17 protein-coding genes and 2 pseudogenes are annotated in these 18797 nt (G+C 45.4%); 9 read left to right on the top strand and 10 right to left on the bottom strand.

The genetic code is table 11. The features are described 5' to 3' along the window. From Xinn_RS06960 to xni, 5 genes and pseudogenes are all read left to right on the top strand, one after another. Window positions 1–127: pseudogene (locus Xinn_RS06960) on the top strand (IS5/IS1182 family transposase); the annotation flags it as partial. A 51-nt stretch (window positions 128–178) separates the two neighbouring features. Then, window positions 179–490 carry a YopJ family acetyltransferase gene (locus tag Xinn_RS23680; RefSeq protein ID WP_479688273.1) on the top strand — a complete coding sequence of 104 codons (312 nt, stop codon included), beginning with the start codon at window positions 179–181 and terminating at the stop codon, window positions 488–490. A 229-nt stretch (window positions 491–719) separates the two neighbouring features. Continuing rightward, a complete protein-coding gene (gene queF / locus Xinn_RS06965; protein WP_086955286.1) occupies window positions 720–1565 on the top strand; it encodes an NADPH-dependent 7-cyano-7-deazaguanine reductase QueF in 846 nt (281 codons plus the stop codon). A 330-nt stretch (window positions 1566–1895) separates the two neighbouring features. After that, window positions 1896–3263 (top strand): nucleotide 5'-monophosphate nucleosidase PpnN, encoded by a 1368-nt coding sequence (gene ppnN / locus Xinn_RS06975; protein ID WP_086955285.1) that lies wholly within the window; start codon window positions 1896–1898, stop codon window positions 3261–3263. Window positions 3264–3340: 77 nt separating this feature from the next. Then, a complete protein-coding gene (gene xni, locus Xinn_RS06980) occupies window positions 3341–4099 on the top strand; it encodes a flap endonuclease Xni (RefSeq protein ID WP_086955284.1) in 759 nt (252 codons plus the stop codon). A gap of 20 nt (window positions 4100–4119) precedes the next feature. Here the strand turns inward: xni and Xinn_RS06985 are convergent, their stop codons facing one another. The 8 genes from Xinn_RS06985 to Xinn_RS07020 all read right to left on the bottom strand — a co-directional run bounded on the left by Xinn_RS06985 (window position 4120) and on the right by Xinn_RS07020 (window position 13645). After that, on the bottom strand, window positions 4120–5475 hold the full coding sequence (locus Xinn_RS06985) for a TolC family outer membrane protein (RefSeq protein WP_244590152.1): 1356 nt from the start codon (window positions 5473–5475) through the stop codon (window positions 4120–4122). Window positions 5476–5540: 65 nt separating this feature from the next. Next, window positions 5541–6878 (bottom strand): HlyD family type I secretion periplasmic adaptor subunit, encoded by a 1338-nt coding sequence (locus tag Xinn_RS06990; protein WP_086955283.1) that lies wholly within the window; start codon window positions 6876–6878, stop codon window positions 5541–5543. Between the two features lie 18 nt (window positions 6879–6896). Continuing rightward, window positions 6897–8660 carry a type I secretion system permease/ATPase gene (locus tag Xinn_RS06995; RefSeq protein WP_086956568.1) on the bottom strand — a complete coding sequence of 588 codons (1764 nt, stop codon included), beginning with the start codon at window positions 8658–8660 and terminating at the stop codon, window positions 6897–6899. A gap of 178 nt (window positions 8661–8838) precedes the next feature. Beyond that, window positions 8839–9159 carry an AprI/Inh family metalloprotease inhibitor gene (locus tag Xinn_RS07000; protein ID WP_086955282.1) on the bottom strand — a complete coding sequence of 107 codons (321 nt, stop codon included), beginning with the start codon at window positions 9157–9159 and terminating at the stop codon, window positions 8839–8841. 156 nt (window positions 9160–9315) lie between these two features. Continuing rightward, on the bottom strand, window positions 9316–10755 hold the full coding sequence (locus Xinn_RS07005) for a serralysin family metalloprotease (RefSeq protein WP_086955281.1): 1440 nt from the start codon (window positions 10753–10755) through the stop codon (window positions 9316–9318). A gap of 440 nt (window positions 10756–11195) precedes the next feature. Beyond that, window positions 11196–12293: a 23S rRNA (cytidine(2498)-2'-O)-methyltransferase RlmM gene (gene rlmM / locus Xinn_RS07010; protein ID WP_086955280.1), complete on the bottom strand. Its 1098-nt coding sequence runs from the start codon at window positions 12291–12293 to the stop codon at window positions 11196–11198. After that, entirely contained in the window at window positions 12286–12681 is a 396-nt protein-coding gene (locus tag Xinn_RS07015; RefSeq protein WP_086956567.1) for a DUF423 domain-containing protein, read from the bottom strand. The genes rlmM and Xinn_RS07015 overlap by 8 nt, the downstream gene beginning before the upstream one ends. A 43-nt stretch (window positions 12682–12724) precedes the next feature. Next, window positions 12725–13645, bottom strand: coding sequence for a transcriptional regulator GcvA (locus Xinn_RS07020; RefSeq protein WP_086955279.1), 921 nt, complete (start codon window positions 13643–13645; stop codon window positions 12725–12727). Between the two features lie 444 nt (window positions 13646–14089). Here Xinn_RS07020 and csdA point away from each other — a divergent pair, with 444 nt between their 5' ends. The 4 genes and pseudogenes from csdA (at window position 14090) to Xinn_RS07040 (ending at window position 16557) form a co-directional block, all read left to right on the top strand. Beyond that, the gene (gene csdA / locus Xinn_RS07025; protein WP_086955278.1) at window positions 14090–15385 is read left to right on the top strand and encodes a cysteine desulfurase CsdA; all 1296 of its coding nucleotides are present in this window, start codon (window positions 14090–14092) and stop codon (window positions 15383–15385) included. Window positions 15386–15392: 7 nt separating this feature from the next. After that, on the top strand, window positions 15393–15872 hold the full coding sequence (csdE, locus tag Xinn_RS07030; protein ID WP_086955277.1) for a cysteine desulfurase sulfur acceptor subunit CsdE: 480 nt from the start codon (window positions 15393–15395) through the stop codon (window positions 15870–15872). 113 nt (window positions 15873–15985) lie between these two features. Continuing rightward, a pseudogene (locus tag Xinn_RS07035) lies at window positions 15986–16264 on the top strand (type II toxin-antitoxin system RelE/ParE family toxin). Next, the gene (locus Xinn_RS07040; protein ID WP_086955276.1) at window positions 16264–16557 is read left to right on the top strand and encodes a HigA family addiction module antitoxin; all 294 of its coding nucleotides are present in this window, start codon (window positions 16264–16266) and stop codon (window positions 16555–16557) included. The pseudogene Xinn_RS07035 and the gene Xinn_RS07040 overlap by 1 nt, the downstream one beginning before the upstream one ends. Window positions 16558–16598: 41 nt before the next feature. On the opposite strand, the gene tcdA is transcribed toward Xinn_RS07040, so the two are convergent. Together tcdA and mltA are read right to left on the bottom strand one after the other, a co-directional pair. Beyond that, window positions 16599–17411 (bottom strand): tRNA cyclic N6-threonylcarbamoyladenosine(37) synthase TcdA, encoded by an 813-nt coding sequence (tcdA, locus tag Xinn_RS07045; RefSeq protein WP_086955275.1) that lies wholly within the window; start codon window positions 17409–17411, stop codon window positions 16599–16601. Window positions 17412–17648: 237 nt separating this feature from the next. Then, a complete protein-coding gene (gene mltA, locus Xinn_RS07050) occupies window positions 17649–18761 on the bottom strand; it encodes a murein transglycosylase A (RefSeq protein ID WP_086955274.1) in 1113 nt (370 codons plus the stop codon). Between the last annotated feature and the right edge of the window lie 36 nt (window positions 18762–18797).

Here is an 18797-nt window from a genome sequence, read left to right on the forward strand (position 1 = left end):
GGTTGAAAACGCTTTTCTCCATTTGAAACGCTGGCGTGGTATAGCGACCCGTTATGCCAAAAATAGTGCATCGTTTCTTGCCGCAGTCCAAATCCGCTGCCTTGCTCTTTGGTTGAGCATTTCATGACGACACCATATAGAGTTTAATTCAAAAGACAATGAATTATTTACACCGAAAATAAAGCAAAAGCCAGATGATACATGCCTTAATTGGCGCAAAGTTTATTTCAATGATGCTATAAATTTACTTCCTATTGATTTCTTTAAACATGCACATTCACAAACCCCTATCAATGCTTATCTGGCTCGTCACCCAGATGAAGTTAAGATAAAAGTAAATAAATGGCATGGAGGAGAAACACTGACGGAAAGGTATGCGCGCCATATTGTTACACGCATGATTGATGGAAAAGAACGTACCTATAGCGCTTCCATCGAAGAAAAAAGACTCAGCCTCGCACAGGCAGCACTACGCTGGCTCGATGAATAGAATATGGGGAATAGCTGCCAACTAGAGCAGCCGAGCGCCTCTCTTAGCTTCCCGATAAATGCCCCTGTTTCGCAAACAGACAGATCGCAATTATCAGGCTAAGTTTCTTTAAAATGCACAATAAAAATACGAATCATCAATATTCCTTGATACACTACCGCCTGTATTCAGAACAATAACCTCCGCCCTATCGCTCTTAAATGCAGGGTATACAACTTTGAGGAATCTTATGTCTTTGTATCAGGATAATCAGGCGCTCTCTCAACTCACTCTTGGTAAACCAACTTCCTACTGCGATACCTATGAACCCGCATTACTGCAAGCCGTTCCCCGCAGTATGAACCGTGAGCCTCTGGGGCTGTACCCTGATAATCTGCCTTTCTACGGCGCAGACATCTGGACAATGTATGAACTGTCATGGCTCAATTCCCGGGGTGTTCCCCAGGTTGCCATTGGTCATGTCAGCCTGAATGCTGCCAGCCAAAATCTGATTGAATCAAAAAGTTTTAAACTTTATCTGAACAGTTTTAACCAAACCCGCTTTGCTGACTGGGAAACCGTCCAGCAAACCCTGCAACGGGATTTATCCGCCTGCGCTAACGGTGATATCGAGGTTGTTTTATACCCTCTGCATGATTTCAACCAACAACCAATTGCCGATTTTGAAGGTAAATGTATTGATAATCAGGATATTGAAATTGATGACTATCAATTCAGCCGCGATTATCTTAATGAGGCAGCGACAGGGCCTGTTGTTGATGAAGTTTTGGTCAGCCATCTCTTAAAATCAAATTGTCTGATCACAAATCAGCCTGATTGGGGTTCCGTACAAATTCGCTATAAAGGCCCGAAAATCGATCAGGAAAAATTATTACGTTATCTGGTTTCCTTCCGTCACCACAACGAGTTTCATGAGCAGTGCGTTGAACGTATTTTCAACGATTTAATGCAGTTATGTGCACCGGAAAAACTGACTGTTTATGCGCGTTATACTCGTCGGGGTGGGCTGGATATCAATCCGTGGCGCAGTAACGACTCATTTGTGCCGCCAACCGGCAGGTTAGCCCGTCAGTAATCGCCGGACTTATATATACTCTATGGATTTCAAGTTGCGTCGCGGCGGCAAGGGAATGACAAATTCGTCGGGAACGAATTTGCCCAGCTAAAGGCTGGCCTCCGGTGAGAGGCAGGAGCCTCTCAGTAATCCCCGGGAGCATAGGTTGGGGTGAATGAGCGCAGCCAACAAAGAGGCAGCTTGAAAGACGACGGGTATAGATGGCATACATCCGTATGCCATCCGATGACCTGACAGGCTGACTTAAACCAGATACGTTCAATTAGCCCCGACAAATTTCAGGTAGAATCATTATTGAGAAACCCCGATTGGGGTATAAAGGAGGCATTCTTGATTACACATGTCAGCCCATTAGGGTCAATGGATTTACTCTCTCAACTTGAGGTTGATACCCTTAAACGCACCGCAAGCAGTGATCTGTACCGCCTTTTCCGCAATTGCTCACTCGCAGTACTCAATTCTGGTAGCCAGACTGATAACAGCAAAGAGCTGCTGTCAAAACATAAAGATTTTGATATTAACGTCCTGCGCAGAGAGCGGGGAGTTAAGCTAGAGCTGGTCAATCCACCGGAAGAAGCATTTGTTGATGGCAAAATTATCCGTTCTCTGCGGGCAAACTTATTCGCCGTATTACGGGATATTCTGTTTGTCCATGCCCAGATTGCCAATGCACAAAAAGCTGACTCACTGAATCTGAAAAACGGTATGCACATTTCCAATACCGTTTTCTCCATCCTGCGCAACGCCAAGGCTCTGCATCTTACCGAAGATCCCAATATGATCGTCTGTTGGGGCGGGCATTCTATCAATGAGCAAGAATATCTGTATGCCCGTAAAGTCGGTAATGAGCTGGGTTTACGGGAGCTGAATATTTGTACCGGCTGCGGAGCGGGGGCAATGGAAGCACCGATGAAAGGCGCAGCCGTCGGTCACGCACAACAGCGCTATAAAAACAGCCGCTTTATTGGTATTACAGAACCTTCCATTATCGCCGCTGAACCACCCAATCCACTGGTTAATGAACTGATTATCATGCCGGATATCGAAAAACGGCTGGAAGCCTTCGTTCGTATCGCCCACGGTATTATCATCTTCCCCGGAGGAGTCGGAACAGCAGAAGAGCTGCTTTATTTGCTGGGAATTCTGATGCACCCTGAGAATGAGAATCAGGTATTGCCTCTGGTATTAACCGGGCCAAAAGAAAGTGCTGATTATTTTCATGTTCTGGATGAGTTTATTATTAACACACTGGGTGAACAGGCTCGCCGTCATTACCAGATTATTGTGGATAATCCATTAGAAGTTGCCAGAGTAATGAAAACTGCAATGCCACTGGTCAAAGAAAATCGCCGTTCAACCGGTGATGCATACAGTTTTAACTGGGCAATGAAAATTCCCCATGATTTACAATATCCCTTTGAGCCTAACCATGAAAATATGGCTAATCTGGATTTACACCTGAACCAGCCGACTGAAAAACTGGCAGCAGCACTGCGACAGGCATTTTCCGGTATCGTGGCAGGTAATGTGAAAGAGTTCGGCATTCAGTCTATTGAAAAATACGGGGTTTTCAATATTCACGGTGACGCAGAAATTATGCACCGGATGGATAACCTGCTGGAAGATTTTGTTCAGCAGAATAGGATGAAACTTCCGGGTGGCACAGCTTATGAGCCATGTTATAAAATCATCAGATAAATCACGGCAGATTATCCTGCCTCATCAAAACCCAGTGAGGCAGTAGCCAGGGAATAAGTCCACGGATGGAATAAGAAATTATGATACACCTTTTGATTGTAGATGCCCTGAATCTGATTCGACGTATCCATGCTGTGCAGGGAACGCCTTGCGTTACCGCCTGTGAGCATGCGTTAAAGCAATTAATCTCTCACTCTTCTCCGACTCATGCCGTCGCAGTGTTTGACGAGGATGATCGATGCCATAGCTGGCGCCATAAATTACTTCCCAATTACAAAGCCGGGCGTTCAGCTATGCCGGAGGATTTGCAACAGGAAATGCCGATGATTAAGCAGGCATTCAATGCGCTGGGAGTTGCCAGTTGGCATGCTGAAGGACACGAAGCGGATGATTTAGCGGCAACACTGGCGACCAAAGTCGCTGCTACAGGGCATCGGGTCACCATTGTTTCTACCGATAAAGGCTATTGCCAACTACTTTCTCCGAATATCCAAATCCGCGATTATTTCCAGAAACGCTGGCTGGATTTGCCTTTTGTACAACAGGAATTTGGCGTTTCTCCTGCCCAATTGCCCGATTTCTGGGGGTTGGCAGGAATAAGCAGCAGCAAAATTCCGGGGATTCAGGGTATCGGCCCCAAAACCGCCGTGACTTTGCTGCAACAGGCTGGCTCGTTAGATAACCTCTTCCAGAATCTGGAATCTCAGCCGGAGAAATGGCGCAATAAATTGGCTTCTGACAAAGAAATGGCTTATATCTGCCGTGAAGTTGCTTCATTAAAAACCGATTTATCCCTGCATGGTAATTTGCAACAACTCCGGCTGAATCGTCTCTGAGCCAGATACAAGTAATGTGGTCAGCCAAAATAATGAGAAAGCAATTGGATATGTTCACTACTGAGCTGCCCTGATTCATTCAGTAAGCCAATCCAGGATTTCATATAATCATATTTTGCCTGAGAAAGTTCACGACGAGCAGCATAGAGTTGCTGCTCCGCATTCAATACATCCACGTTCACCCGCTGCCCTAACAGAACACTTTTTTCCGTCGCCTGTACCTGCAATTCTGCCGCTTTTACGGCCGCTTCATAAGCACGTATCCGCTTCTGCCCATTGACACAACCGTTATAATGGCGGCGCAATGCATTGAGTGTTTCCCCTGCCTGCGCCTCCATTTCATATTTGGTCTTATCATAATTAGCGGCTGACTGACGCACGGATGCCAGTGTTCCATTACCGTTATAGAGGTTCATGGAAACACGCACACCTATAGAATCTGTACGGTATTTCTGATTGATGGTGTTGTCTGTGCCGGATTTATTCTCACTGTGAGAGGCGTATAATTCCAGTTTCGGCAGATACCCTGCCCGACTGCGTTTAATATCATAATATGCCGCATCAATTTTCTGACGGGCAACCGCTAACTGAGGGTTCTGACGCAATGCTGCCTGCTCCCAATCGGCATAACGTTCAAAGGTCAGATTTATCGTCTTGAAATGTTCGACATTTGATAAACGGGTCACAGGAACATCTGTCGGTAATGGCATCCCGACTAATAGCTGCAAGTCGCGGATCGCAGCATCCAGTTCATCCCGCACAGTTAACTCATCGGCCTGAACCTGACTATAACGGGCCTGAGTTTCGGCGATATCAGTACGAGTACCTTCACCAGAAGTGAATAGTTTCTGGTTAAGTTCCAACTGCTTTTCATAGGCCATACGCCGTTGCTCAATTTGCGCCAGCCTGTCCTGCTCATACGCGACAGCAACGTAGCTATTCACGACTCTGACTGCCAGTTGCTGGCTGTCAGCCCGGAAACGGGCATCACTCATTAACGCATAAGCCTTACGGGTCTGATAACGTGCCCAAGCTTCGATATCAAACAGGGGCTGAGTGAGGATTAATACTCCACTGTAACTGTCATACTGCCGATCATGGTGCTCTTTAACTGTGTTGCCTCTCCTGTCCAAAGAATTGGATTCTGCCTGCTGCCAGTTCTTTGGGGCATTCTGGTAGCTCATTGACAATTTGGGTAATAATTCTGCCCGTCCAAGCGCTTCTTCCTCCTGCCCCACTTCCAGCTCTTTTATCGCAGCCTGAAACGTTGGATCGTGATGTAACGCCAGTGCATAAGCCTCCGTCAGGGAAAGTGCCCTGACCGGAGCAGAATGCAACACTGCGGGAACAGTGATTAAGAATAAAAACAGGAGCACAGAACACTTTCCTGTTATTTTCTCTGTGTTTTTTCTCTTAATCCGATGCTGCCTGAACATTTCCATTACTCCTCGATCAGCGATGTAGATGCTCTGTCCACCAGCGGCTTAAATAAATAGCTAAGTAGCGAGCGTGACCCTGTTTTGACAAAAACTTCAACCGGCATTCCCGGCTTGATATGTAAATCTGTCAGTTTTGCCATACCTTCCGGTGTCACCCGTACTCGGATCTGGTAATACGATTCTCTGGTCACATCATCCACTAAGCGGTCGGCAGAAATAACCAGCAGCTTTCCGGTCACTTTAGGCGTGCGGTTCTGGTTTAATGCTGTAAACATCAGATCAACACTCTGACCGATCTCAACTTTATCAATCAGGTGTACCATCAGACGCGCTTCCACTTCCAGCGCACTCTGTTCAGGCAAAAGTTCCATCAACTTTTCTCCTGATGCAACAACGCCTCCCTGAGTAAAGACTTTCAATCCGACGACGGTTCCCTCAACAGGTGCCGTAATAGAGGTATGAGATAAATCAAACTGAGCCGTTTGCAGCTTGTTTTGTAATTCATTGGCCTGAACCTGAACATCAGCAAGCTGGCTACGGACTTCTCGCTGATACTCCGCCTGCCGCTGGATAATGCGCTGCTGGGTTTCCTGTTGTTGTTTTTCCAGCAAACCAATCCGCCCGCTCATTTCCGCCATACTGCCGCTTAACTCAATCTGGTTGCGTTGTAACTCCAGATAACGATTGCGGGGAAAGTAACCCTCTTCTGTCAGCGGCCGCAGATTCGTGATCTGCTCCGTCAGCGAAGCTTTCTGCTGCCGTTTATTTGCCATTGCCTCCCGTAATCCTTTGATCTGAACAATCATCCCTTCTTCTGACTGTTTCATTCCCGCCAGATCACTTTTCAGCATCTCCCGCCGGGACAGAAAAAGCTGTTTCTGTAACGCCAGAATATTGTCAAAACGCGGCTCTGAAGGCAGAGATTGTAACGATGGCGGAAAAACCAGTTCCTCCATCCCCTCCTGTTCAGCCAGTAAACGCGCTTCTGTTGCCAGCATGGTATGTAACTGCTGTTTCAGTGAATCAATCTGAGCATTCACCTGTACCTGACTGAGCTGAATCAATACCTGACCAGCCCTGACATGTTCCCCTTCTGCCACCAAAATCTGCCTGATGATGCCATTAGTCGGAGACTGTACAGTTTTACGATTACCATCCACCACGACTATGCCGGAAGAAGCAACACCTTTATCGAGCGGAGCGAATGCCGCCCATAGTAAAAACCCCAGAATGCCAATACCAATAACCAGCCAGCCCAGTCGCAAATAGCGATTGGCATCCAGAGGCAATAATGCGGGTTCATTATGTTGGGTATGTTTTATGTTGGTCTTATCGGACATTTTCACTCCCAGACAAATTTATATTTCCTGAAATCCATTGGGTATATGCCCGGCACTTTTTGGCTGTTCTGACGCTGGCTTTACTGATGCTGACTGCCCTGAAGCCGACTGCGCCAATGCCGCCATAACCTGCTGTGTCGGGCCAAATAATTTCGTTTTTCCCTGTACTAACAACAAAACTTTATTTGTTTGAGAGAGCAATGCCGGACGATGGGTAATCACCACCACCGTTTTTCCCTGCTGCCGTAATTGGTTAATTGCGCGACTCAACGCTTTTTCCCCGATATCATCCAGATTAGAATTAGGTTCATCCAACACAACCAATGAAGGATTACCATAGAGCGCCCGTGCCAGCCCGATCCGCTGTTTCTGCCCGCCGGATAATCCCATACCTCCCGCACCAATCACCGTGTCATACCCCTGTTCAAGATTGAGTACCAAATCATGTACTCCGGCTTTTTCCGCCGCTTCAGTGACTTTTTCTGCCTCAATCTCATTAAAACGGGCAATATTTTCTGCAATGGTTCCGGCAAATAATTCAATATCCTGTGGTAAATAGCCGATGTGAGAACCCAGTTCATCCTTGTTCCACTGGTAAATATCCGCACCATCAAGCCGCACGACACCTTCCTGAGCCTGCCAGACACCAACCAGCAAACGTGCCAGCGTTGATTTTCCTGACGCACTCGGCCCGATAACACCGAGAACATCTCCGGCTTCGAGGGATAAATTGATCTCCTGCAAAACCGGTTTATTCTTTTCACCGGGTTTCGCTGCTTTGATTTTTCCGGGTGGAGAAGCTGACACATTTTCCAGCAACAGTGCTCCTTTCGGATCAGGTAATGTCATCCCGCTTTTTCGCTCAGGCTGTGCTTTCAGCAAACTATCCAGCCTCTGCCATGAAAGACGGGCGGCATTCCAGCTTTTCCAAGCCTGTATTAACTGCTCAATCGGGGAGAGTGCCCGCCCCATCAGAATTGAACCGGCAATCATCATACCGGGCGTAATATTGCCTTCAATTGCCAGCCAGCCTCCCAGACCGAGGATCAGAGACTGTAATGCCATACGCACTGTTTTAGTGATGGCTGTAATCGATGCCGATCTTTCGCTGGCAATACGCTGAAAATTGAGAAAACGCTCATGCAGACTAAACCAGCGCTGTCGCAACATTGGCAACATGCCTAATGCTTCAATAACTTCTGCATTACGTAAATTAGTGCTGGCAAGATTAGCGGAGCGCAGAGAAAGATGGCTGGCCTGCGCCAGAGGGAAGTGAGATAACCACTGATTCAGGATAGCCAACGCAATCAGAATAAGCGCACCAATCAGTGCCAGTAGTCCTAAATATGGGCTGAACAGAAAAATAACGCCCAGATAAACCGGGAACCAGGGGGCATCAAAAAAAGCAAATAATGCGCTTCCCGTCAGAAACTGACGAATAGTCGATAAGTCATTCAGCATCTGTCCCGCATCTGTAGAACCATTTTTCAGGTTGGATTCATACGATGCGGTATAAATACGCTGGTTCAGGCACATATCAAACTGACTTCCGATACGGATCACAACCTGACTGCGGATATATTCCAGCCCGCCGCTGATGACATACATGCCCAGAGTAATCAGCGTCAGCATCAATAAGGTCATTATGTTGCTTGACGGCAGTACCCGATCATATATCTGAAGCATATAAATGGAGGGAACCAGCATCAGTAAGTTTATAAATGCTGTAAACAAACCGATTGTCCAAAATATTTTGCTGCGTGCACGGATAATATCCGTCATTTCACCTACTGAATGGCGTAATTTCACAGAAATCCTTTCATTGTCAGAAGTAAAATAGTTATTTATGTTCTTATCGTTATCTTGTTTTTATTCTACCCAGTGAGTTTCAACTTTTTGAAAAACAGTGATTATTGAAAAACACTGGGTATGTCTTAATTTTGTTTACTTCTTACTCTTTTTATTTACTTTTACCCTTAAACGTCATAACCAGATCTCGGCCATCGACAAGATAAGCAACCCACTGTTCAGATTCCTGACTAAAAAAAGCCAGACCATAACCCGTCGCATCCGTCAGAGTGATGCCATCAGGTGCCGCACGCCAGCCTGCTACAGGATTTCCCATCAGTTCTGTCAGGCAGTCATCACTTTTCAGCTCCCAGATAGAACCTTCCGGCAAACGTACATCTGTCAGTTCAATACTGCATACCTGATGTTTATCCGCCACCTGCCAGAAACCTGCCAGCTCAGTCGGTTCAGGGAGATTCAAACTACTTGCCATACATCCTCCAATTAAAAATAAAGATACCGTTATTGATAGAGTGAAAAACCTCAATAAATCAAACAGCTTATTAATATTGAAGGAAACCAGATGTCGTTGTATCACGGCTCACCCTACAAACAGCTACTGCCTGCTTTAAGGCAGCAGCCTATCCGATTAAACGATGAAATCCATTTCAGGCGATGGCTGACCAATAATTTTCACCAGAAAATCATTGCCGGTTAACTCTCCTCCGAGGCTGATAGACATATCTGTCACATCCGTTGACTCGTTATAACTCAGCAGCACTTCACCCGCTTTACCTGAGAAGGAATTAACAAACTTGAGATCGCCCTTGCTGCCGAAGTTAAATTGCGACAGGTCGATTTTGTCTTCACCGGAAACAAAATCGTGGATCCAGTCCGGGTTGCTTTTCAGTGATTCTTTGCCATCCAGATAGACAAAAGTATCCTTGCCTGAACCTCCCCAGAGATGATCGCCGCCCAGACCGCCATAAATGACATCATTGCCTGCACCACCTTTCAGGATATTATCTGCGCTGTTGCCAACGATGATGTCGTCACCACTGCCGCCAATCGCATTCTCAATGACGACGCCACGCGCAATAGAAACATTACCTCTCAGGCCGCCCACATCAGAGAAAGCACCTTCATTCAGATTAATACGCTGATTCTGGGTAAAACCAGAGAAATCAAATGTATCTTCTCCGCCAGCATCCCAGACGCTGAATAGCAGTTCGCTGTCAGCATCTGTTGCTGTCATAAAATCGCGGTCGGTATTGGAGTTGAAGCCATATACGGTATCGCCTTTACGGGTTTCCATATTGGCACCGTACAGAGCCTGAATAGCAGAGATGTCATTTAATAACGGTGCTGATGAGAAATTACCCTGAAAATCCTGACCTGTGTATTTCTCACTGAAATAACTCATCACGGTATAAGCACGGCTGTCTTCGAAATATTCACCGACATTGGGATAAGTTGGCCTGACTTTATCAGAAGCATCATAATCGGCGGGATGTTCCAGCCCCAGCGTATGCCCAATCTCATGAACAAACGTCTGCCGCCCGTAGCCATTGACACCGATATCATTGGTTTTGAAAGTATGGTCTTCTGCGTTGTACCAGGAATACGTTGTATTTTGTCCCCTTGGTAAAGTAGCAAATGCATAATCTCCATTTGCACTATAATCAAAAAAACCAAACGTAATATTGGCATCAGAAAGTTTGCTGACTTCGGTGAATTTTATATTGGCAACATCAGACCACGATTGTAATGAAAGTCTGGCGGCTTCTTTTTGTTCCGAATTAAAAGCCCCGAAGTCGGTAATATCAAACCTCGGCATTATAGAAGGGGCTGTTTTTAAAAAATGATAGGTTAATTCTAACGTACCATCCGGCCCGATTTTATTATTCCCCCATTGGAAGTTAGTCCGTAGAAGCTCATTAGGAGCCTTATCTCCCAATGGCTTATGTATGACACGAAGATTTAGATCAGAGTTTGGAACGTAGGCTGAGAGTAGTGATTTAATATCCTGAACAGAGCTAGAGTTAGAGTCGGATAACCCCGTGTAGGTATATTTTTTCTTTGAGGTCATATAAATCTCCTGTAAAAAAAGACTCATAGTCTATATCCCGCTATATCAATAATAGCGGGTATCTGAGTTTATTATTCTTCCTAAGCGAGCTATTAGAAATAAAACTCCTGAATAAAATAACGCCAGTTTCTGGCCATGTAAAAATGATTAACACATCATTTTAAGTTATACATTAAACACATTTAATTTACATGTCTAATTATTAATTTAAAAATAAACGATTGCGTTAACAAAAAAGAATTTTTCTTTATTTATTGAAAAATACAATTTTATTTGTATGGAATTAACAAAAATAAAGAATTTACTTAGGTTAAAATTTCAAATGAAATTAAAATCAGGCAGGAAAAAAATAAAAAATGCCCCGGTTATATAAAAAATAAAATAACCGGGGCATTTTCAGATTTTTTAAGAGATAACTGACGGAAAGATAAGGATATTAATCAAAAATCACGATGCATCGCATAAGCAGACCAAATACGACGAACATGTACTGTGACTTCTTCACGATCATGATATAAGTGTTTCGCCTGAATCTGGGCATTGACTCCATTTTCCTTCAATTGCTGCTCAATTTTTTCCAGAATATGAGCCACTTCTTCATAACGTTTTTTCATCGGCAATTTTAGGTTGAAAATTGCTTCACGGCACCAGCTTTTAGCCAACCAGTCAGTCATAAGCTGAGCCACTTTAGCCGGTTTCTCCACCATATCGCAGACCAACCAATAAATATTTTTTACCGATGGTTCAAACTTAAAACCATCCACTCGATGGTGTTTTACCTGACCGGTTTCCATCAGGCTGTCCGCCATTGGCCCGTTATCTACTGCATGAACTATCATGCCGCGTTTTACCAACTGGTAAGTCCAACCACCTGGACAGGCTCCCAGATCCACAGCATACAGACCACTATCAAGACGCTCTTCCCACTCGTCATAAGGAATAAACATATGGAAGGCTTCTTCCAGTTTCAATGTCGAGCGGCTTGGTGCATCTGACGGGAATTTCAGACGGGGGATTCCCATGTAAAAACGCGAGTTATTATTACTGTAAGAATACCCCACATAGCAGCAACCGGAGGCAATGAAAAAGACATGGATCACCGGGCGACCGGGATTCTCTTTTGCCTGTAGGAGCTTTTCCTGTCGCATTGCATTACGCAGAGGAACCGTAAACTTACGGCAGAATTTCATCAGTTCCTTGCTTTCATTGGTATCCGGGACTTCTACGCGCAATTCACCTGCACGTTCAATAACCCCCGTCAGCATTCCAATGATAGGCGTAACGCGATCTTCCTGAGGCAGGTCTTTCAGCAATTCACCCACAACCAGCATCTGGCGGGCAAAAATTAATTCACCGAATGGAATTTCACGGATCAGGCGGTCTGCATCATCATGCTGATAACACTCAAATAATACATAGCCGCTGTTTTCTTTCACGCGGGCAAAACCATAGATTTCTTTCAGCCCCGCTTTATGGGTAATTTCTGCCGCACACTCTTTTTCAAACCCGGGGCGGCAATATAAAGCAACTTTATTCATGGCTAAGCGCCGATTTCCTTAGACGCAGAGCGCCAATTAATACACATAACCAACCGATGAGAAAACTTAACCCACCAATTGGTGTCAGATAAACTAAAAATTTTAACGGTAAAAAGGCCAGACAATAAAGGCTGCCGCTAAACAGAACGATACCGGCCACAAAAAATATTCCGGCCCGGTTAAACAACGTAACAGGCTGCCTTATCAGGAAAGCCGCCAGCGCCATCATTGCCAGTGTATGTAGACCCTGATATTGCAGACCGGTATGAATCCACTCCATTTGCTTTGGTGTCAGTACTGATGCCAGAAGGTGAGCACCCATCGCACCAAAGGCGACGTAAAAGAAACCGCTTATTCCGCAAAAAACAAGCATTACACGACTACTCATTGCGCTGTCTGTCATCGCTCTTTCCTGCCCTCATGGGTTAATGTCATTCATTAGTAATAAAGCCCAGCCTTTCCTGTTCACTCGCGGCCTGCGCAAGTATCCATTTACGAAATGCGGCAATCTTGCCCAATTCTGCCTGATTATCATGGCAAACCAAATAAAATGCATTCTTACTGACCAGCACATCATTAAACGGACACACCAGACGCCCGGCATCGATTTCATTTTGTGCCATCACATTATTGGCAAGTGCCACGCCCTGACCGTGTACCGCAGCCTGAATAACCATAGCACTGTGGCTGAATATCGGCCCCTGCTGAACATTAATCAACTGCTGCATATCAAGCTGACGAATATAAGCCTGCCAGTCACGTCTGGAAGAATCATGCAATAAAGTGTGATTAACAAGATCTGCCGGTGTTTTCAGCGGGCGTTCTCCCATCAATAACGAAGGAGAACAGACAGGCAGTAAATATTCAGGATAGAGTCTGTCAGTCCGCAACCCCGGCCAGTTACCCCGCCCGTAGAAAATAGCGACATCAACATCATCTGCCAGTTTATCCTCTTCCCGATCCACTGCCTGAATCCTGACATCAATGCCCGGAAAGCTCTGATTAAAACCAGAAAGCCGTGGCACAAGCCATTGAATGGCAAAACTGGGAGAAAGGCTAACGGTGAGCGCGCCTTTGGCACTACGAGCCTGAAGTTTCCGGGTTGCTTCATTAATGGCGGTGAATATCTCTTTAATATCCAGATAGTAACTTTGCCCCTCTTCCGTCAGCAACAAAGAGCGGTTACGACGACGAAAAAGTTTCAGCCCCAGAAAATCTTCCAGACTTTTCATCTGATGGCTGACGGCAGCCTGAGTGACAAATAATTCTTCTGCCGCCTTAGTAAAACTTAAATGACGGGCAGCAGCATCAAAAACTCGTAACGCATTGAGTGGTGGTAAACGTTTGGACATGTTGGTTTCTTATATAGTGGTTACGATACCGGTAACTCTTTTCTCTCAGGTATTAGTTTTTGTAATCCGAAGCATTATAATTTGTCCATTGATGATATACCAGCAAATCCCTATAGTGTGCGCACTTCCTAAGCCGGAACGAAAAGTAGCTCTGTCGCGGGCAAATTTGGAGTGATACAAATTTGCGGCAATACATAGGTACTTTTGGCTTTGTGGTTGTGATGTTGTGTTTGCAAGTTATCTGGGAAACCAGACTTTGTAGCATATGCTACAGTTTTTTTTCACTTCCTGTACATTTACCCTGTCTGTCCATAGTGATTTTTTTATGCACCGCAATTGCGGTGCTTTTTTCTTTTTTCTTTTCTTCTTTGCTTTGCTGTAAAATCCTCTCCAACCTGATTAAAGAAAACTTATTCCTTTACGACCCCTAACTTAACATCACCTATGAAAGCCTTTGATCCAGAAAAATTTCGCTGTCAGTTTCCTGCCCTACAGTTATCTGCTGAATTTGCGGTATCTGTTGAATTTACCGATAGTTCTGCACATCCCCGGAGTACCGTCTTTCTGGACAGCGCAGCAACTTCCCTCAAGCCTGCATGTATGATTGAGGCAACTCAATGCTACTACCAGAATCACAGTGCGACAGTTCATCGCAGCCAACATGCAACCGCACAGGCAATGACAGCGCGCTATGAGCAGACCCGCTCTTTAGTGGCGGAATTGATCCGTGCCCCACAGCCGGAAAATATTATCTGGACAAAAGGTACCAGCGAAGCCATTAATCTGGTTGCACAAGGCTATTTTCGTTCCCGTTTATCGGCGGGTGATGAAATTATCGTCAGTGAACAGGAACATCATTCCAACCTGCTTCCGTGGCTGATTCTGGCAGAACAGACCGGCGCTAAGATCGTGAAATGGCCGATTGGCAATTCATGTCTGTCACACAAACAAGGCGTACAGGAAAAACGCTACCAGCCAGAAATTGATACGCTGGCAGAACTGCTTAATGAAAAAAGCCGACTGGTCGCTATCAGCCAGATGTCCAATGTCACTGGCGCTGCCGTCGATCTGAAACGGATCACATCCCTCGCTCATCAATATGATTGTCTGGTACTGGTTGACGGTGCTCAGGGGATTGTCCATTCTCCCGTTGATGTCCAGCAGTCCGATATCGATTTTTATGCTTTCTCCGCGCATAAACTCTACGGTCCGAATGGATTAGGTGTACTGTATGGCAAGGGAACGTTGCTGAATGCCATGTCACCGTGGCAGGGTGGCGGAAAAATGCTGACTCAGGTCTCTTTCGAGGGTTTCACGCCAGAAGAAGTTCCTTATCGTTTTGAAGCAGGTACGCCGAATGTGGCTGGTGTCATTGGTTTTGCGGCGACGCTTGAGTGGTTAAAAACGGTCGATATTCCGCTTGCTGAATCCTATGCTATTGCCCTGACTGATTATGCAGAACAGCAACTTAGTGCGATACCGGGCTTTATCAGCTACCGTGCAGCGAAATCCAGTCTGCTGGCTTTCAATATCGCAGGTGTACACCATAGTGACCTGGCAATGCTGATTGCGGAACAGAATATCTCTCTGCGCTCAGGCCAGCATTGTGCTCAGCCTCTGCTTGACGCGTTGGGAATTGACGGATGCCTGCGGGCTTCATTTATGCCCTATAACAATCAACAGGATGCAGATAAGTTAGTGAGTGCAATAAAATTCGCCCTATCACTGCTTGAGGATTAAATAACTGATGACATCATTTTCAACCCCAATATCTTCAACATCAACCGTTGCTCCGCACCCATTCGGTACAGAAATCACAGAGCAACAACTGATAGAAAACTTTGAGCAGTGCCGATTGTGGGAAGAACGCTATCGGCAGCTTATCGGGCTAGCAAAAAAACTACCGGCTCTGCCCGATGAACTGAAACAACAGCAGATTGAGATCTCAGGTTGTGAAAATCGGGTTTGGTTAGGACACCAGCTACTGGCTGAAAACCGCCTGCATTTTTATGGCGACAGCGAAGGGCGTATTGTAAAAGGCTTACTGGCTTTTATCCTGACCGCAGTAGAAGGAAAAACGCCGGAACAGGTCTTACAAACACCATTAATCGAACTATTTCAACAGGCAGGCCTTGAGCAGCAACTCAGTGGTTCACGAGTCAATGGTGTGAAATCCCTGATTAATGCCGTACAAGAAATCGCCCATATCTATCAAAATGGTGCGTAACGTAATAAGAGTAAAACAGTGTACTCTTTTATTAACCTTGACAGTAAAATTGTTGCGTCCAACGAAGCACTGACATATGTTGCTCTCTGTAGCGCAACAGGGAGCACTGAGGCATGATAAAAAGTTTCAAACACAAGGAATTACGTTTGTTTTTTGAAACAGGGAAGACATCTGGCATTAATTCCTAACATGCCAAAAAACTCAGGCAAAGACTTGCGGTGATTAATGATGCAGAAGTTATCGGGGATATTAATTTACCCGGATACAGACTACACCCATTATCTGGAGATAGAGAGGGCCAATGGTCAGTTACTGTGTCAGGGAACTTGCGTGTGACATTCGAGTTTATTGATGGTGACGCATATATTGTTAACTATGAGGATGATCACTAATGAAGATGTTTAACCCCCCTCATCCCGGTGAAGTTATTGCTGATGCTTTAGAAGAGTTAGGTTTAGGTATTCGTGATCTTGCTAGAGCACTAAATGTTGCTCCCTCGACAGCACAACGGCTCGTAACGTGTAAAGCATCCGTAACACCAGAAATGGCTGTTAAATTGTCTAAAGTGCTTGGTAGCAGTCCTCGGCTATGGTTGAAACTACAAGAATCTTACAGCCTTGATAAAGCGGAAAAAACTGTTGATACTTCAAAATTAACACCATTATTTACTCCGGTTAATTACTAGCAAATCTAACATTCCCCCGTCTAGAAATACGGGGGATATTACTACAGACGATTTTCTCGCTCTGCTTTCGCTACCATTTTCTTTAACGCATGAGAGACAGAGACAAATCCAAAAGTCGCCGTAACCATTGTTGCGGCACCAAAACCAGAGGCACAATCCATCCTTTTCGAGCCATCAGCCGTACTTTTAGCTGCACAGACTGTTCCGTCAGATTGCGGATACACTAACTGTTCTGTTGAGAAAACACAGTCAATGCCTAGTTTTCCTTTACCATTTTTCATCACACGATAATCAGATTTCAGGCGTTCTTTCAGCTTAGCGGCCAGAGGGTCTTGCACTGTTTTGGCTAAATCCACTACCTGAATCTGCGTGGGATCAAGTTGCCCACCAGCTCCGCCTGTTGTCACCACCGGGATCTTATAGCGACGGCAATAAGCTAACAAAGCAGCTTTCGGGCGAACACTGTCAATAGCATCAATGACATAATCAAAATCCGCAGATATCAGTTCCGCCACATTATCCGGTGTAACAAAGTCATCAATGCAAGTGACACGACATTCAGGGTTGATCGCGCGAATCCGCTCCGCAATCACATCAGTTTTTGCCAACCCGACATTCTGCACCAGTGCGTGTAGCTGACGATTGGTATTGGTGATGCAGACATCATCCATATCAATGAGTGTGATCGCCCCGATGCCCGTACGAGCCAGCGCTTCTGCTGCCCATGAACCCACACCACCAATGCCGACAACACAGACATGTGAACGGGCAAATAACGAAAGTGCTTTCTGGCCATATAAGCGTGCAGTACCAGCAAAACGTTGAAGATAAGCATCAGAGAGAGAAACTTGCATTATTAATAAATCCTGAACCAAATAAACTTATACACTTCGTCTTTCAAACTGCCTCTTTGTTGGCTGTGCTCGCTCACCCCGGTCACATAGTTATTATGCTCCCAGGGATTTACTCCCTTGCCGCCGCGACACATCTTGAAATCCATTGTGTATATACCAACAGATAGCGTTATTTTTTGACAGATAATCGACCACTAACAGATGATAAGTGATCAATAGTTTGAACTGAGCAGGATCTTACTGGTTTGCCGCCAAAAAGCCAGTTGATGCTTTCTTTAATATCCAGACACGCCCATAGTGATTATAAAAACCGGCCATTTCTCCGGCTCTGCTACCAACACCATGATAAATATCAAAATGGTGGCCTTTTATCGCTCCACCAACATCCAGAGATACCAACAAACGCAGCCGATGTTGACCGGTGAACTGCCCCAGATTATCCAATACAGGCACTTCTGCCAGTAACACTGTTCCGGGAGGAACCAGAATTTTATCTGATGCGACAGAGGCTTTGGCAACCAAAGGCACCGCACTGGCTCCCCTAACCGGGGTATATGGCTCTGGTTTAAAAAACACAAAAGACGGGTTTTGCTCCAGAACTTGCTTCACATCAGATTCACTATTCTTCTCAGCCCACTGACGGATCGCTTTCATCGACATTTTTTCGCGGGGAATGTCGCCATTCTCGATCAGTACCTTGCCTATACTGCGATAAGCCTTACCATTCTTTCCGCTATAGCCGAAAAAGGTTAACGGGTTTTTGTCACCAAAATCCACATAACCACTTCCCTGTACTTCCATGAAAAAATTATCAATCAGAGAATTGCTGTAGCCGATGATCCATTTTTTATCGAGCGCACCATTATAGATAGCCGTGCGATCCGGTAAGCGGGACACTGATTTATCCGGCATCCGGTACAGAGGGTATTTAAACTCTCCCTGCCTGCTGTGGCGGGCCTGCAAAATAGGTGTGTAGTAGCCGGTAAATTTGACATTCCCGTAGTTGTCTTCGCCTTCCATCTGATAAGCGAGCAGACCGAACTGATTTAAATTGCGGACATCGCCACCATACTGCGCCCAGCTTTCAATCGCATCAAAAGTTGTACGATGGTTGGCATACAATTTGGGAGAAGCTTCACTGATTAATTTTACCTGAGTCGCGAAATCACCGGCATTAACGGGAGAACCCTGCACATTTGGCGTATCAACAAGCCGGAAATCCTGAGCAAAATGGCCATCCTTATACTGCTGACCCTGATGCTGCTGCTTTTGTTCAGTCGGACGCAAATGACAGGCAGATAAGAGAGCAATGGCAACGCCACATAAGAGGTATTTATTCCAAAGTTTCATATTATGTTTTATCTCCTGCCATCCCTATTTGACGGC

This window comes from Xenorhabdus innexi (assembly GCF_002632485.1).
Classification (GTDB): Bacteria; Pseudomonadota; Gammaproteobacteria; order Enterobacterales; family Enterobacteriaceae; genus Xenorhabdus; species Xenorhabdus innexi.

Coding starts and splice junctions, on each gene's coding strand:
- Xinn_RS07005 (WP_086955281.1), bottom strand. CDS start 10,755: ATGACCTCAAAGAAAAAATATACCTACACGGGGTTATCCGACTCTAAC.
- Xinn_RS06995 (WP_086956568.1), bottom strand. CDS start 8,660: ATGACGGATATTATCCGTGCACGCAGCAAAATATTTTGGACAATCGGT.
- Xinn_RS07020 (WP_086955279.1), bottom strand. CDS start 13,645: ATGTCCAAACGTTTACCACCACTCAATGCGTTACGAGTTTTTGATGCT.
- Xinn_RS07040 (WP_086955276.1), top strand. CDS start 16,264: ATGAAGATGTTTAACCCCCCTCATCCCGGTGAAGTTATTGCTGATGCT.
- rlmM (WP_086955280.1), bottom strand. CDS start 12,293: ATGAATAAAGTTGCTTTATATTGCCGCCCCGGGTTTGAAAAAGAGTGT.
- mltA (WP_086955274.1), bottom strand. CDS start 18,761: ATGAAACTTTGGAATAAATACCTCTTATGTGGCGTTGCCATTGCTCTC.
- csdA (WP_086955278.1), top strand. CDS start 14,090: ATGAAAGCCTTTGATCCAGAAAAATTTCGCTGTCAGTTTCCTGCCCTA.
- Xinn_RS07000 (WP_086955282.1), bottom strand. CDS start 9,159: ATGGCAAGTAGTTTGAATCTCCCTGAACCGACTGAGCTGGCAGGTTTC.
- csdE (WP_086955277.1), top strand. CDS start 15,393: ATGACATCATTTTCAACCCCAATATCTTCAACATCAACCGTTGCTCCG.
- Xinn_RS06990 (WP_086955283.1), bottom strand. CDS start 6,878: ATGTCCGATAAGACCAACATAAAACATACCCAACATAATGAACCCGCA.
- Xinn_RS07015 (WP_086956567.1), bottom strand. CDS start 12,681: ATGAGTAGTCGTGTAATGCTTGTTTTTTGCGGAATAAGCGGTTTCTTT.
- tcdA (WP_086955275.1), bottom strand. CDS start 17,411: ATGCAAGTTTCTCTCTCTGATGCTTATCTTCAACGTTTTGCTGGTACT.
- queF (WP_086955286.1), top strand. CDS start 720: ATGTCTTTGTATCAGGATAATCAGGCGCTCTCTCAACTCACTCTTGGT.